At 67.3% G+C, this 13,972-nt stretch carries 15 protein-coding genes; 4 read left to right on the plus strand and 11 right to left on the minus strand.

Annotated elements, in window-relative coordinates; translation table 11 throughout:
• The 4 genes from AC5O77_RS10905 to AC5O77_RS10920 all read right to left on the minus strand — a co-directional run.
• Positions 1 to 1,408 (minus strand): efflux transporter outer membrane subunit (locus tag AC5O77_RS10905; RefSeq protein ID WP_494506804.1); only part of this gene is annotated, 1,408 nt, incomplete at its 3' end.
• Positions 1,405 to 2,487, minus strand: a complete 1,083-nt coding sequence (locus AC5O77_RS10910; protein WP_006384446.1) for an HlyD family secretion protein — start codon at positions 2,485 to 2,487, stop codon at positions 1,405 to 1,407. The genes AC5O77_RS10905 and AC5O77_RS10910, both read right to left, overlap by 4 nt.
• Before the next feature lie 21 nt (positions 2,488 to 2,508).
• A complete protein-coding gene (locus AC5O77_RS10915) occupies positions 2,509 to 4,038 on the minus strand; it encodes an MFS transporter (protein WP_494506805.1) in 1,530 nt (509 codons plus the stop codon).
• 153 nt (positions 4,039 to 4,191) lie between these two features.
• Entirely contained in the window at positions 4,192 to 5,109 is a 918-nt protein-coding gene (locus AC5O77_RS10920; protein WP_032129879.1) for a LysR family transcriptional regulator, read from the minus strand.
• A 141-nt stretch (positions 5,110 to 5,250) separates the two neighbouring features.
• Between AC5O77_RS10920 and AC5O77_RS10925 the strand changes: the two genes are divergently transcribed.
• Entirely contained in the window at positions 5,251 to 5,697 is a 447-nt protein-coding gene (locus AC5O77_RS10925; RefSeq protein ID WP_032129880.1) for a universal stress protein, read from the plus strand.
• A 5-nt stretch (positions 5,698 to 5,702) separates the two neighbouring features.
• A complete protein-coding gene (locus tag AC5O77_RS10930) occupies positions 5,703 to 6,173 on the plus strand; it encodes a hypothetical protein (protein WP_049400257.1) in 471 nt (156 codons plus the stop codon).
• 54 nt (positions 6,174 to 6,227) lie between these two features.
• Here AC5O77_RS10930 and AC5O77_RS10935 read toward each other — a convergent pair whose 3' ends face one another.
• From AC5O77_RS10935 to frmR, 5 genes are all read right to left on the minus strand, one after another.
• Entirely contained in the window at positions 6,228 to 7,673 is a 1,446-nt protein-coding gene (locus AC5O77_RS10935) for a GGDEF domain-containing protein (protein ID WP_121504400.1), read from the minus strand.
• A gap of 186 nt (positions 7,674 to 7,859) precedes the next feature.
• Positions 7,860 to 8,690 carry an S-formylglutathione hydrolase gene (fghA, locus tag AC5O77_RS10940; RefSeq protein WP_478057793.1) on the minus strand — a complete coding sequence of 277 codons (831 nt, stop codon included), beginning with the start codon at positions 8,688 to 8,690 and terminating at the stop codon, positions 7,860 to 7,862.
• Between the two features lie 63 nt (positions 8,691 to 8,753).
• A complete protein-coding gene (locus AC5O77_RS10945; protein ID WP_012512081.1) occupies positions 8,754 to 9,113 on the minus strand; it encodes a YqcC family protein in 360 nt (119 codons plus the stop codon).
• 8 nt (positions 9,114 to 9,121) lie between these two features.
• Positions 9,122 to 10,231, minus strand: a complete 1,110-nt coding sequence (locus AC5O77_RS10950; RefSeq protein ID WP_478057794.1) for an S-(hydroxymethyl)glutathione dehydrogenase/class III alcohol dehydrogenase — start codon at positions 10,229 to 10,231, stop codon at positions 9,122 to 9,124.
• A 57-nt stretch (positions 10,232 to 10,288) separates the two neighbouring features.
• A complete protein-coding gene (gene frmR, locus AC5O77_RS10955) occupies positions 10,289 to 10,564 on the minus strand; it encodes a formaldehyde-responsive transcriptional repressor FrmR (protein WP_005411009.1) in 276 nt (91 codons plus the stop codon).
• 187 nt (positions 10,565 to 10,751) lie between these two features.
• Between frmR and AC5O77_RS10960 the strand changes: the two genes are divergently transcribed.
• Positions 10,752 to 11,171, plus strand: coding sequence for an Imm70 family immunity protein (locus tag AC5O77_RS10960; RefSeq protein ID WP_478057795.1), 420 nt, complete (start codon positions 10,752 to 10,754; stop codon positions 11,169 to 11,171).
• 10 nt (positions 11,172 to 11,181) lie between these two features.
• Here AC5O77_RS10960 and AC5O77_RS10965 read toward each other — a convergent pair whose 3' ends face one another.
• A complete protein-coding gene (locus AC5O77_RS10965) occupies positions 11,182 to 12,087 on the minus strand; it encodes a LysR family transcriptional regulator (RefSeq protein ID WP_478057796.1) in 906 nt (301 codons plus the stop codon).
• A 128-nt stretch (positions 12,088 to 12,215) separates the two neighbouring features.
• Between AC5O77_RS10965 and AC5O77_RS10970 the strand changes: the two genes are divergently transcribed.
• A complete protein-coding gene (locus tag AC5O77_RS10970; RefSeq protein ID WP_478057797.1) occupies positions 12,216 to 13,319 on the plus strand; it encodes an alkene reductase in 1,104 nt (367 codons plus the stop codon).
• 46 nt (positions 13,320 to 13,365) lie between these two features.
• Here AC5O77_RS10970 and AC5O77_RS10975 read toward each other — a convergent pair whose 3' ends face one another.
• The gene (locus tag AC5O77_RS10975) at positions 13,366 to 13,935 is read right to left on the minus strand and encodes a hypothetical protein (protein ID WP_139103707.1); all 570 of its coding nucleotides are present in this window, start codon (positions 13,933 to 13,935) and stop codon (positions 13,366 to 13,368) included.
• Between the last annotated feature and the right edge of the window lie 37 nt (positions 13,936 to 13,972).

The following is a 13,972-nucleotide window of genomic DNA, read 5'->3' on the forward strand; positions in this document are numbered from 1 at the left end:
AGATGTGTATAAGAGACAGGTACAGCTCCACCCGCGCGATAGCAGCCGTGGCCTGGCTGTTGGCCAGTGCAGCCTGGTTGTCCAGCGCGATGCGCTGGGTGGTCAGCACATCCAGCATGTCGACCACGCCAGCCTGGTACTGCCGGCGCGCCGCGCCCAGTGCGCTCTCGCTCTCGTCCACCGCCACATGCAGCTGCACCGTGCGCTGCTGCTCGGCGGCATAGCCATCGATGGCGTCGTCCACTTCATGCCAGGCCTGCAGCACGGTACGGCGGAACTGCAGCGCCGACTGTTGCTGCTGCAGCCTGCTCAGCGCGAGATTGGCCTTCAGCCGCCCGCCCTGGAAGATCGGTACGCTGATGGACGGGCCGATGCTGAAGCGGTGCGCGTTCCAGCCATCCAGATCATCCAGCTGCTTGGCCTGGAACCCAGCGTCGCCATTCAAGGTGATGCGTGGCAGGAAACTGGCCTTGGCCACGCCGATGCCGGCCGTTGCCGCATGCAGTGCCGCTTCGGCACGACGGATGTCCGGGCGACGCTCGGCCAGTTCGCTGGGCACCCCCACCGCTACAGCCGGCAGCGCCGGCCAGTCACGGCGTGCATCCTGCAGCTGCGCGTCCAGCGCCTGCGGCGGCTGCGCCAGCAGGAACGCCAGCGCATTGCGCAGCTGCGATTCACGATGCCGCAGCGGCGCGATGCGGGCCTGCAGCGCTGCCACCTGCGCGGACGCGCTGGACACCTGCAGCGTGCTGGCCACGCCCTGTTGCTGGCGTGCCTCGGTCAGGCGCTTCATGTCGAGGGCGATGCTGAGGTTGTCCTCGGTGATCGCCAGCAGCTGCCGCGTCGCGCGCAGCTGCAGGTAATCACGCGCGGTTTCCGCCAGCAGCGCGATGCGCACCGCGTGTGCATCCTCCTCGGCGATCTGCACGCGTGCGTCGGCCGCTTCCACCTGGCGGCGCACACGCCCCCACAGGTCCAGTTCCCAGCTCAGGCCGATGCCGGCCTGGAACAGCCCGTAGTCATCACGGCCGCCGTTGCCGGACGGATCATTCAGGCCCACCTCGCTGTTGCGTGCACGCACGCCACTGGCGCTCGCGCTGACGCTGGGCAGGCGATCGGCGGCGGTGATGCCACGTGCGGCGCGGCTCTGCTGCACGCGGTTGGCCGCCAGCTGCAGGTCCAGGTTGGCCGCCAGCACCTGGCCGGCAAGCTGCCCCAGCAATGGATCGTCGAAGCCGGCCCACCAGGCCGCGTCCTGGTCGATGGCGTTTCCGGCGACCGCCTCACCCTGCCAGTGGCTGGGCAGTTCCGCCTGCGGGCGTACGAAGTCCGGACCCATCGTGCAGGCAGCCAGGGCCGTGCACAGGCTGGCCGCAACGAAGGTGCGGAACAGGGTGACTGCGCTCATGCACCCTCCCCGCTCTTGTGGCCCGGACTGTGCTGCACGCTCTGCGCGCGGGCGCGGCTGCCCAGGTCAACACTGGCTTCCACCGACATGCCGGCACGCAGCTGGTCCAGCAGTGGCTGGCCGGGTTCCAGCACGATCTTGACGGGAATGCGCTGCACCACCTTGGTGAAGTTGCCGGTGGCGTTCTCCGGTGCGACGGCGGCGAAGGTGACGCCGGTGGCCGGTGCGATGCTGTCGATGTGCCCGCGCAGCGGCTTGCCCGGGAACACGTCCACCTTCAGCTCGACCTGCTGGCCGGCCTGCATGCGGGTCATCTGCGTTTCCTGGAAGTTGGCGACCACGAAGGCGCGCTTCAGCGGTACCACCGCAGCCACCGGCGTACCCGGGGTCAGGTAGGCGCCCACGCGTACCGCGCGGCGGCCGACCATGCCGTCAATCGGCGCGCGCAGCACGGTGTGCGACAGATCCAGTTCGGCGCGCGCCTGCGCCGCTTCTGCACGCTGTACCGCCGCCTGTGCGGCCTGCACGCCAGCGCTGAGGATGTCGGTGCGCTGGCGTGCGGTCGACAGCGCGGCCTGGCCCTGCTGCAGGTGCGCACTGGCCACGGCCTGCTTCGACTGCGCCTGCTGCGCGTTCTGCACCGTACCGGCGCCATCACGGGCCAGTTCGCGGTAACGCTGCTGGTCGGCGCTGGCCAGGGTCAGTTCGGAACGGCTGACATCGACACTGGCCCTGGCCTGTTCGATCAGCGAGTCCTGCTGGGCCAGTGCGGCCTGCGCGTTGGCCAGCTGTGCACGGGCGTTGGCGAGGTCGGCACGGGCCGCCTGCAGGGCCACCTGGTAGTCGCGGTCGTCGATGCGGGCAAGCACGTCGCCCGCCTTCACCGACTGGTTGTCCTCTACTTCCACGGCACTGACGAAGCCGGGAATCTTCGGCGCAACCAGCGTGTAGTCGGCAACGACATAGGCATTGTTGGTGGTCTGGTGACCGCCGTCGCGCAGCAGCAGCCAGGCACCGATGGCCAGGGCCAGCACGCCCAGGCCCAGGCCGGTATTGAGAGTGGTTCGATTGATCGTCATGAGGGGGTTCCTGCGAAAGGTTCAGGCCACGGCACGTGGCGGATGGATGCGGGTGGGCATCCAGGCAATGAGGGGAATGAAGGCCAGCGCCACCAGCGCGACCACCCAGTACAGGTCGGCCGAGGTCAGCGCCTGCACCTGCGTATGCAGGCGCGCGCCCAGCTGCGGGCCCTCGGCCAGCCACGGCTGCTCGCCAAGGCGGTCGACCAGCACGGTGGAATGGAAATGACGGCGGCCCTGGGCGACGGCATCCAGCACGCCGCTGGCGAGCACGGCAGCAAAGCCCTTGACCGTGTTGAACCACGCCGAGGCGAACGGACCGTCCTGCGGTGCCAGCCCGCCAGTGGCCAGCATCAGCAGCGGCAACACCGCCATCGGCTGGGCGAATACCTGCAGCAGCTGTACCCACAGGAAGTTGTCGCGGATCCAGGCCACATCCAGGTGCGAGCCCAGCCAGCAGGCCAGCGCCAGCATCGCCAGGCCGGTGGCCTGCACCCAGCGGCAATCCACTGCGCGGATGTTCAACAACGCCGCCACCAACGGCAGTGCGATCACCTGTGGCAGCGCCACCCACAGCAGCATCGGTGCGGTCTGCAATGGCCGGTAGCCCTGCACGCTGGCCAGGAATCCGGAGGGAATCGAGATCACCGCCAGCAGCACGAACAGCACGCCGCCCAGCGTCACCAGCGAGTAGCTGAGGTTGCGGTTGGCCAGCAGCTGCAGCTTGAAGAACGGCAGCGGGTGGAACCATTCATTGATCATGAACAGCACCATCAGGCCGGCGCCGCCACCAATCATCAGGGTGATCATCGGCGAGTCGAACCAGTTCAGGCGCGGGCCCTGCACCAGGCCCAGCACCAGCAGCACCAGCGCCGGCAGGCCCAGCGCCAGGCCCACGCCATCGAACTGGGCAAAACGCTCCAGCCGCAGCGGGTCCTGCGGCAGGCCCCAGCTGACCATCGCCATGGCAGCCAGGCAGTACGGCACGATCTGCCAGAACGCCCAGTGCCAGCCCACCTGCTCGACCCAGAACGCGGCCAGCGGCGTGCCCATGCTCGGGCCGAAGGTAGCGGTCAACGCGTAACCCGCCAGGCCATACAGCTTGATGCCCGGCGGCAGGAAGCGCAGTGCCACGCTCATCAGCAGCGGCGGCAGCGCACCACCACACAGCCCCTGCAGCGCGCGCAGCAGCAGGAACACCTGCAGGTTCGGGGCAAGCGGGCAGAGCACGCCCAGCACCATGAAGCCACCGATCATCGCCAGCGCGAAGCGGCGCAGCGAGAAGGTGGCGGCACACCACGGGGCGAAGGCCATCGCGCTGACCGACATCGCGCTGTAGAGGGCGACGATCCAGCTGCCGTCATCGACGCTGAAACCCATCGCACCGCGGATGTCGGCCAGGGCGACCTTGGTGATGTTCTCGTTGAAGCCCGACACCAGCACCGCCAGCAGCACGCCACACAGGCCGACCAGAACGCGGCGGTCGAGCCCGGGGGCGGCGGCAGGACGGGGCGCAGCAGCGGCCGGGACAGCGGCGGCCGGCGTACTCATCGCCGGGCACCGATCCGTGCAGTGCACGGCATGTTGGGGGTCATTGGAATGCGCTCAGTGAAACTCCGGGGAGCGCAGTCTAGGGAGCTGGTACCCTGCGAAAAATGGCGCAGCCCGCATCCCAGGCGTGCGTCACGCGCACGCATGAAAGTGTCAGCGCGGAGCCTCCCCTGCGCTTTCGCACATGGTCTTGATCGAGCGCCGCAGCCACTGGTGCGCAGCATCGTTGTCCAGCCGCGGGTGCCAGGCCTGGACGATGGCGGCGGTGCGCACCGGGATCGGCAGCGGGAACAGGCGCAGCGGCAGGCGCATGCTGACGATCCGCTCCAGCATCACGCTCGGCATCTGCGGCAGGATCAGGTCCGACTCGGCGGCAGCGAAGATCGCGCCGTGGAAGGTCGGGCTGATCAGCGCCACCCGCCGCTGCAGGCCCAGCGTGGCCAGGTCGTCATCGATCGGGCCACGCGGCAGCCCCCGCCGCGACACCGCGATGTGGTCGCAAGCAGCAAAACGCTCGGCGCTGATCTCCTCATCGAACAACGGATGATCTTCGCGCGCGGCGCCCATGAACGAGGTACTGAACAGGTTCTGCACCTTGGTATCGGGTGCATGCTTGCCGGCGGTGCTGATGTACAGGTCGATCCGGCCCTGCGCCATCGCGTCGTCGTCGGTATCGCCCTCGGGCACGAAGCGCAGTACCGCGCGCGGCGCCTGCTGGCGGAACAGTTCACGCAGGCGTCCGCCGAATCCACCGATGAAGACATCATTGGCGCGGACATTGAAGGTGCGCTCCAGGGTGCGCAGGTCGATCTCGCGACCGGCGTTGAACACACGGTGGGCCTGCTCGATCACATCGCGGACCTGCTCACGCAGCTGCAGCGCGCGGGGCGTGGGGGCCAGACCGCGGCCGGCACGCACCAGCACCGGGTCGCCCAGCGCGGTGCGGATCCGGCCCAGGGTACGGCTCATCGCCGGCGCGCTCAGGTTCATCCGCCGCGCGGCGGCGGCCACGCTGCATTCGTCAATCAGCACGTCCAGTGCCAGCAACAGGTTCAGGTCCGGCAGGGGCATGACAGTCTCCAGTAAATCAGATGACTCTACGACACTTGTAACCACAGTCGATTGCGTTTTACGCATTCATTGACTGCCGCGCACGGCATGGGTGCGCGCAGTGACATCGGCGACCATCCCCGGCCTGCCAAGGAGACATCCATGTTCAATACCCTGCTGGTCGCCCTGGACGGTGGCCCCCAGCACGCACGCGTGCTGGACCTGGCCGCAGCCATCGCCGGCCCCCACAGCCGCCTGCACCTGCTGTGCGTGCTCGACCCCGAATTCGCGCTGGCGGCCGATGCCAGCGAAGCCGACCGCATCGAGTACCCGGAAGCCGCCCGCCAGCGCTCGCGGGCCGAAGCGGTGCTGGCCGAAGCCCTGGCCGAGCTGCGCGAGCGCGGCGTCGACGCCATCGCGCAGATTCCCTCGGGTGACCCGGGCGAAGTGATCAGCGAGCAGGCCCGGCGCCTGAAGTGCGACCTGATCGTCATCGGCCACCGCCACCTGTCCCGCCTGGAACGCCTGTTCGAACCCTCGATCGGGCAATGGACCATCGACCACGCGCCCTGTCCCGTGCTGGTGGAAACCCGCGACCCACAACCCTAGCAACCATGGCCTCCCGTTCCCCGTTGTTTCCCACCCGCGTCAACTACCGCGCCTTCGGCCGCCAGTTCGGCCGCGGCGAACAGGCACTGCTGGCGGCGATACGCCAGCTGCACGATCCTGATCAACAGGCCGATGGACTCGCCCAGCTGAGCAGCCTCGGTATTGATCCCGAAGGCTGCGACGCGTTCGTCGGCCTGCTGCCGCTGCTGGCCACGCCCACCGCCCCGATCGACCTGCTGCCCGCTGGCTCACCGTTCATCGCGGCCAGCGAACTGGACCTGCTGGTCTGCCTGCTGCGCATCGCCCAGTGGCGGCATGCACGCCCGCGCGAAGATGACACGCTGGCACCGTTGCGCCAGCAGCTGGCGCGCTGTGCGATGGCCGTGCAGGCGGCAAACCTGCCGTTGCGCCAGCGCTCTTTGTCACCGGTCGGGCTGAGGCTGCTCGATCCCACTGGCTGGTTGCGGCAGCGCTGACCCGGCCGCGCCGCCCGTGCGTAATCACGCACGGGGACCGGGCACCCGGCGCGCTCAGCAATCCAGCCTGCCGTGCGCACTGCCTTCGTCGTCGAGCACGTGCGCATGCAGGATCACCTGGTTGCGACCGGCACGCTTGGCGGCGTACAGGCCGGCATCGGCATCCGCCAGCAACTGATCGGCGCTGGCCAGAGCCGGCGGGTGCAGGTAGCCCACGCCGATGCTGATACTGACCGACCCTTCCGGCAGTGGCAGCGCCGCCACCGCCTCACGCAGGCGCTCGGCCAGCGCCAGCACGCCCGACAGCGGGCTTCCGGGCACGATCACCGCAAATTCCTCGCCGCCGTAACGGGCAACACTGTCACCGGCACGGCCGGCACTGATCTTCAGGACCGTGGCCACGGCCTGCAGGCAGCGGTCCCCGGCCGGATGTCCGTGGCGGTCGTTGAAGACCTTGAAATGGTCGATGTCCAGCAACAGCAGCCCCAGCTCGCTGCCGCTGCGCCGCGCACGGTTCCATTCCGCCAGCAGCAGTGCATCGAACTCGCGCCGGTTGGCCACACCGGTCAGGCCATCCTGCCGAGCGAGCTGGTCCAGCGATGCCTGCCGTTCCATCAGGTCCACCTGCAGCAGGATGCTGCGCACGCCGAAGCCCAGCGTTGCCACCACGAAGCCAGTGACCGCCAGCGGCCGCGCATGGTCGACCACCAGGGTACCGACCACCAGCAGCAGCAATGGCAGGATCATCGGCCCCGCCGCCTGCACCGTTCTGCCCAGCCTCGGGTGCATCACGAACGTCGGCGCTGGCGCCTGGCTCATCGCCAGCAACGCCAGCAGCAGGAACGGCAGGTCGATCAGCAGATCGTTGTAGGCACCGAAGGACTGTTCCGAGGTGTAGTGGTTGATGTAGTACGCCACCATCAGGTAGCCCACCGCGTAGATCGCCAGCGCGCGGAAGAAGTTGCGCCGCTCCGGAACGTCGCCCACCAGCCAGCGCACCACCGCGAACCCGGCAATGCACAGATTCTGGATATCGAACATGCGCTGCATGTTGGACAACGCGTGGTCGTCGATGTCGACGCGCGCGGCGAACGACTGCGCATGCACGAAGAACAGCACGCCCAGCAACGCGGCCATCGCCGCGTCGATCAGGCTGATGCTCAGCCGCTCGCGGCGTGCACGGGCCAGGATGAACACCAGCGGCACGCCGTACAGCACATACAGGAACAGGCTGGCCTGCGGCGTGACATCGGCACGGCCGGCACCGAGCGCATCGATCATGTTGACGGCCATGCCACCCGCCCAGAGCAGCAGCGCCAGGGCGGTGGCGCGCCAGCCGAGCGCGGCACGGTCGCGCCGCGCCCGCCACAGGCAGGCCGCCGCCGCCAGCAACGGGGCGCCCGTGAGGAACCCGAAGGAACCCGCACCGGCGGGACCCGGCCACAGGGCCACGACCAGGCCGTGGCACAGCACATACAGCAGCGCCAGCACTACCGGCATGCATCCCCCGATCCGCAAGGCCGTATGGGCGCACGATAGCCCCGCCCGCGCCACGGCCACGTGATCCAATACGGCAATACGACACTTCGCGTGCCCCGCCATGGTAGTGCCGGCCGCTGGCCGGCAATCCCGGGGAATCACAGGGCTGCAGGTTGCCGGCCAGCGGCCGGCACTACCGGAAAGCCGTCAGCCGTGCAGGGCGCGGGCGTGGTGGGCGATGTGCTCGCCGATGAAACTGGCGATGAAGTAGTAGCTGTGGTCGTAGCCCGGCTGCAGGCGCAGGGTCAGCGGATGACCGGCGGCATCACAGGCCTGCTGCAGGCGCTGCGGTTGCAGCTGGGTCTGCAGGAATTCGTCCGCCTCGCCCTGGTCGACCAGCAACGGCAGGCGCTCAGTGGCCACGGCGACCAGTTCGCTGGCATCCCACTGCGCCCAGTCCGCCGGGTTGTCGCCCAGGTAGGCGTGGAAGGCCTTCTGCCCCCACGGCACGTGGCTGGGCGCAACGATCGGCGAGAACGCCGACACGCTGCGGTAGCGCCCCGGGTTGCGCAGCGCGATCACCAGCGCACCGTGACCGCCCATCGAGTGGCCGCTGATGCCGCGCGCATCGGTGACCGGGAAATTCGCCTCGATCAGTGCCGGCAGTTCCTGCGCCACGTAGTCGTGCATGCAGTAGTGCTTCGCCCACGGTGCACGGGTGGCATTGAGGTAGAACCCCGCCCCCTTGCCCAGGTCATAGCCCTCGGCATCGGCCACGTCATCGCCGCGTGGGCTGGTATCGGGCGCGACGATGATCACGCCATGCTCGGCCGCGTAGCGCTGCGCGCCCGCCTTGGTGATGACGTTCTGCTCGGTGCAGGTCAGCCCGCTCAGCCAGTACAGCACCGGCAGTTTCTGCGTTTCCGCCTGCGGCGGCAGGTACACGGCGAACTGCATGTCGCAGCCCAGCGTGGTGGAATGATGGCGGTAGACGTCCTGCCAGCCGCCGAAACAGGCGCGGTGTTCAATACGTTCCATGGTGCTCTCCTGCGCGGCGCGTCAGCGCACGCGTGCTTCTGGTAGATGCCGACCTTGGTCGGCTTATCCACGCGCGGCGTGGATGCCTTTGTTGATCCGTTCATCCAGCTGCGCCAGCAGGCGCAGCAACGATTCGACGCCAGGCTGGCCATCAAGATTGCGCCAGGCCGCCACGGCCACATCGCTGCGCGGCGGCCACTGTCCGGCCGCGCGCGCCTCATGAAGGCGCGGCAGGAATACCTGCGCAAGCCACTGCTCGAACGGCATGCCATCGTCGCTGCCGAAGGCCGAGGTCACCGCACGCGGCGGCCCCACCTCCCCCACTACCCAGCCCAGCGCACGCAACGCCTGCTCGATCGGAACCACCAGGGCCGCGCGCGGGTCTTCCGCACGCGGCCGGCGCAGGGCATCCAGCCAGCCCATGACGCGGCTCAGTAGTGAACCACCGACCGGATCGACTTGCCTTCGTGCATCAGGACGAAGGCTTCGTTGATCTTGTCCAGGTCCATGGTGTGGGTGACGAACGGTGCCAGTTCGATATCGCCCTTCATCGCGTCCTCCACCATGCCCGGCAATTGGCTGCGGCCCTTCACGCCGCCGAAGGCAGTGCCCATCCACTTGCGCCCGGTCACCAGCTGGAACGGACGGGTGGAGATCTCCTGGCCCGAACCGGCCACGCCGATCACCACGCTCTGGCCCCAGCCACGGTGCGCGCATTCCAGCGCCGCGCGCATCACGTTGACGTTGCCGATGCACTCGAAGCTGTGGTCCACGCCCCAGGTGGTCATCTCGACGATGACCTGCTGGATCGGCTTGTCGTAGTCCTTCGGGTTGATGCAGTCGGTGGCGCCGAATTCGCGCGCCAGTTCGAACTTGGACGGGTTGGTGTCCACCGCGATGATGCGGCCGGCCTTGGCCTGGCGCGCGCCCTGGATCACCGCCAGGCCGATGCCGCCGAGGCCGAACACCGCCACGCTGTCGCTTTCCTGCACCTTGGCGGTGTTGTGCACCGCGCCGATGCCGGTGGTGACGCCACAACCGAGCAGGCAGACGTGCTCCGGGTTCGCGTCCGGATTGATCTTCGCCAGCGAGACTTCGGCCACCACGGTGTACTCGCTGAAGGTCGAGCAACCCATGTAGTGGTACAGCGGCTCGCCGTTGTAGCTGAAGCGGCTGGTGCCGTCGGGCATCACGCCCTTGCCCTGGGTGGCACGCACCGACACGCACAGGTTGGTCTTGCCGCTCTTGCAGAACAGGCACTCGCCGCACTCGGCGGTGTACAGCGGAATGACGTGGTCGCCCGGCTTGACGCTGGTCACGCCCTCGCCCACTTCCACCACGATGCCGGCGCCTTCATGGCCCAGCACCACCGGGAACAGGCCTTCCGGATCATCGCCGGACAGGGTGAACGCATCGGTGTGGCAGACACCGGTGTGGGTGATCTTGACCAGCACCTCGCCCTTCTTCGGCGGGGCGACGTCGATCTCAACGATCTGCAGCGGCTGGCCGGGACCAAAGGCGACGGCGGCACGGGACTTCATGGTGGACTCTCCAGACATAGGGAAAACGGGATGCATGGCGCGGTGATGCGCCATCGCTTACTTCAGGTACGAGCGGATCAATGCGCTCATGTCGCGCACGCGTTCGGCGCGCTGTTCATCGGAGGCCGCAGGCTGGCCGAACTCCTCGCGCAGATGGGCCTCCATCACTTCGGACATCAGGCCATTGACCGCGCCACGGATGGCGGCGATCTGCTGCAGCACCGGCCCGCAGTCGGCACCGGCTTCCAGCGCGCGGTCCAGCGCATCGCACTGGCCGCGAATGCGGCGCACGCGGGCCAGGACCTTCTTCTTCTCTTCGGGGGAGTGCGGCATGGCGGGGCCACCCAGGAACTATACTGGGGGATAGTATACATAGAAGCCTTTGACTTGACGCAAATGGCTTTCTGACACGCCGAGACGGCAGCTTTGAATTCAACCGAATCAATTACTTGCAACGATCCAGCGGCCACTAACACCGTGTCAGGCAAGCTCTGGGGTCGGCAACGGCTGGAATCAAACAATGGGTATTGGCATCCAACTCGGGCGCGTCACCGATGAGATCGGCAGCAGCGATTTTCTGTATGCGTTCTTCTCGACAATCACCGGCAATCTGGAACCGGATGGATGGGGAAGCCGCTTCCCGATCATCATGAAGCAGTTCTATGCCGGCTGCGTGCAGAAATCAGATGCGGCCGCAGCGCTGTCCGAGATGCACGTCATCCGCACTGAGCTGGCCGAAATGCCACCGGCCCATGCCATCTGGTCGCTCGACGATCGAGCGCAGCGTCCGCCCTGGGGAGACTATATCGCTCCCGAGATCGATAGCTTGGGGACCTATTTCGTCACTGCACATGGGCGTGATCTGATTACGCTTCTGATTGATGTGCTTGAAGCACTTCAGGAAGGCGAAGACACATCCGCCCGGATCGTCAGCTATTGATACATTCGGCTCAATCGAACAATCCCTCACCCGCCAACCGGGTCAGTTCGTCCACCACATAGCGCACCTTCGGCCGCAGGTGACGCGTCGGTGGCCACAGCGCATGGATGTCGATGTGCCGCTGCATGTGTTCGTCCAGCACCGATTGCAGCGCGCCGGAATCCAGATGGCGGCGCACCAGTGAAATGGGCATCTGGCAGATGCCGAGGCCGGCGATTGCCGCTTCGATCACCGCGTCGCCATCATTGAGTTGATAGGGCGCACTGGGAATGAACGTCCCCTCGTCCTCCTCGCTGCCGATCCGCCACCAGATCGGTTGTCCGTGGCGGAAGCCGACGATGCTGCGATGCTGTGCCAGTTCCTCCACCGTGCGCGGCACGCCGTGTGCCTGCAGGTACGCCGGCGCTGCGCAGGTAACCAGCCGCTGGCGCCCCAGCCGGCGCGCGACCAGATGCTCGGCATGGTGTAGCCCACCGAAGCGGATCAGCAGGTCGATGCCCTCTTCGACCGGATCGACGAAGTGATCGGTGAAGGTCATCGTCAACTGCAGGTCCGGATACTGCCGGCACAACCGCAGCAGCACCGGCAGCACCACCAGCCGCCCGAACGAGGACGGCATGTCGATGCGCAGCCGCCCGCTGGGCAGGCCCGCCGAACCCAGGCAGGCCTCGGCCGCGGAGATTTCCTCCAGCGCCGCCGCACACGACGCGTAGTACGCCTCGCCGTCGGTGGTCAGCGCGATGCGCCGCGTAGTGCGATGGAACAGGCGCACGCCCAGGCGTGTTTCCAGCCGGGCGATGGCCTTGCCCACGGCCGAACGCGAGATGCCCAGCGCGTCTGCCGCCTCGGTGAAGCTGCCCGAGCGTGCGGTCGTGACGAACGTCACCAAGCCATTCAAGGATTCCAGCGGCAACATCTCTTGCGCTCCATTCGGGACAAATAGTCCCGCACCAAGGGAGATCGAAGCGCTTTATGCGCCTGCATGTCAACTCCATCCTGTGTGCATCGCGCCGCTGGCGCCTCCCCCGCACCGAGATGACCGACATGACCGCCGCCCTCTTCCACCCCTACGACCTCGCTGGAACCACCCTGCGCAACCGCATCGCGATGGCACCGATGACCCGCGCCCGTAACCCCGGCATCGTGGCCAACGAACTGACCGCGCAGTACTACCGGCAGCGCGCCAGCGCCGGCCTGATCATCAGCGAAGGCACGCCGGTCTCGCCGCAAGGCCAGGGCTACATCGACGTGCCGGGCATCTGGTCAGCCGAACAGGTGGCCGGGTGGAAGCTGGTCACCGAGGCGGTGCATGCCGCGCAGGGCACGATCTTCGCCCAGCTCTGGCATGTGGGCCGGATGTCGCATTCCTCGCTGCAGCCTGAGGGTGGGCAACCGGTCAGCGCCGGTACCCGCCCGGTCGCCAGCGCGCCGAAGAACACCTCGTTCGTGTATCTGGACGATGGCAGCCGCGGCCACGCCGATCCCACCCCGGCGCGTGCGCTGGCCACCGAAGAGATCCCGGGCATCATTGACGACTTCGCACGCGGCGCCGACAACGCCATCGCCGCCGGTTTCGATGGCATCGAACTGCATGCCGCCAACGGCTACCTGTTCGAGCAGTTCCTCAACCCGCTCATCAACGAACGCGAGGACCGCTACGGTGGCTCGCTGCCCAACCGCGTACGACTGATCCTGGAAACGGTCGATGCGATGGCACAGCGCATCGGCGCCCACCGCATCGGCGTGCGCCTGGCACCGAACAACCTCACCTTCGACATGCCGTTCTACCCCGACAACGAAGCCACCTATCTGTACCTGGCCGAGGAATTGGGCAAGCGCGGCTTGGCCTATGTGCACCTCAATGACAACCTGCAGGCGGGGCAGTCGGTGCTGGGCGAGGCGTTCCTGCAGCAGTTCAAGCAGGCCTACGGTGGCACGTTGATCCTGGCCGGCGGCATGACCCGCGAGCGTGCCCTGCAACTGGTCGAGACCGGCATCATCGACCTGGCGGCGTTTGGCCAACCGTTCATCGCCAACCCGGATCTGGTCGAGCGCCTGCAACGTGATGTTGCACTCGCCACACCCGATCGCAGCACCTATTACGGTGGCGGCGAAGCAGGCTATCTCGACTACCCGCGCGCACAGTAGATCCACGCCATGCGTGGAAGCGGTGCGCCCCTCGCCGCGGAACGCGTTACGGCGCCTTCTCGACCTTGGTCGCATCCGAGTCGAAGGTCAGCACACGGGTGCTGATCTCACCCTTGGCCGAGTCCTTGCGGCTCAGCTCCAGCCGCCCCTGGTTGCCCTGCGCCACCAGGCTGGCGGCAAAGCTGCCCTCGTTGGACAGCGCCGTGATCACGGCTGTGCCATCGGGCGCGACCCTCATGCCCGCTCGATCGCGAACCTTGTAGCCCACGCCAACCGGTGCATCCAGCGCCATTACCGCGCTGCCGTTGGCCATGGTGCCGATGCCACCGCGCTCATCGCCCTTCGCATCGTAGATGGTCATGCCCGTTGCACGTGAGTTGCGGGCAATGTCACTGGCATCCTCAGCAATCTGCACGCGCGTGCGCCCTTCACTGTCGAGCACGGTCAGCTTGTAGGTACGGATCTCCGGCACCACGCCGTCATCAGGCGTGGCCACGCTGGTTCCGATCAGGGCCAACGACGCGCCCAGCGCGAACATCGAGGCAGCCAGCAGATTCCTGCGACGCAGTCTGCGCTCCAGACGTTCCAATCGTACGGCTATATCCTGCTCACGCATGTTGCACTCCTTGGTTGGGTCTGTGGTTGTTCCGTCA

It is taken from the genome of Stenotrophomonas sp. INTA L402-1 (assembly GCF_059295135.1).

Excerpts from the sequence above, each read along its gene's own strand:
- AC5O77_RS10910 (WP_006384446.1), bottom strand. The coding sequence starts at position 2,487 with ATGACGATCAATCGAACCACTCTCAATACCGGCCTGGGCCTGGGCGTG.
- AC5O77_RS10915 (WP_494506805.1), bottom strand. The coding sequence starts at position 4,038 with ATGAGTACGCCGGCCGCCGCTGTCCCGGCCGCTGCTGCGCCCCGTCCT.
- AC5O77_RS10920 (WP_032129879.1), bottom strand. The coding sequence starts at position 5,109 with ATGCCCCTGCCGGACCTGAACCTGTTGCTGGCACTGGACGTGCTGATT.
- AC5O77_RS10925 (WP_032129880.1), top strand. The coding sequence starts at position 5,251 with ATGTTCAATACCCTGCTGGTCGCCCTGGACGGTGGCCCCCAGCACGCA.
- AC5O77_RS10930 (WP_049400257.1), top strand. The coding sequence starts at position 5,703 with ATGGCCTCCCGTTCCCCGTTGTTTCCCACCCGCGTCAACTACCGCGCC.
- AC5O77_RS10935 (WP_121504400.1), bottom strand. The coding sequence starts at position 7,673 with ATGCCGGTAGTGCTGGCGCTGCTGTATGTGCTGTGCCACGGCCTGGTC.
- fghA (WP_478057793.1), bottom strand. The coding sequence starts at position 8,690 with ATGGAACGTATTGAACACCGCGCCTGTTTCGGCGGCTGGCAGGACGTC.
- AC5O77_RS10945 (WP_012512081.1), bottom strand. The coding sequence starts at position 9,113 with ATGGGCTGGCTGGATGCCCTGCGCCGGCCGCGTGCGGAAGACCCGCGC.
- AC5O77_RS10950 (WP_478057794.1), bottom strand. The coding sequence starts at position 10,231 with ATGAAGTCCCGTGCCGCCGTCGCCTTTGGTCCCGGCCAGCCGCTGCAG.
- frmR (WP_005411009.1), bottom strand. The coding sequence starts at position 10,564 with ATGCCGCACTCCCCCGAAGAGAAGAAGAAGGTCCTGGCCCGCGTGCGC.
- AC5O77_RS10960 (WP_478057795.1), top strand. The coding sequence starts at position 10,752 with ATGGGTATTGGCATCCAACTCGGGCGCGTCACCGATGAGATCGGCAGC.
- AC5O77_RS10965 (WP_478057796.1), bottom strand. The coding sequence starts at position 12,087 with ATGTTGCCGCTGGAATCCTTGAATGGCTTGGTGACGTTCGTCACGACC.
- AC5O77_RS10970 (WP_478057797.1), top strand. The coding sequence starts at position 12,216 with ATGACCGCCGCCCTCTTCCACCCCTACGACCTCGCTGGAACCACCCTG.
- AC5O77_RS10975 (WP_139103707.1), bottom strand. The coding sequence starts at position 13,935 with ATGCGTGAGCAGGATATAGCCGTACGATTGGAACGTCTGGAGCGCAGA.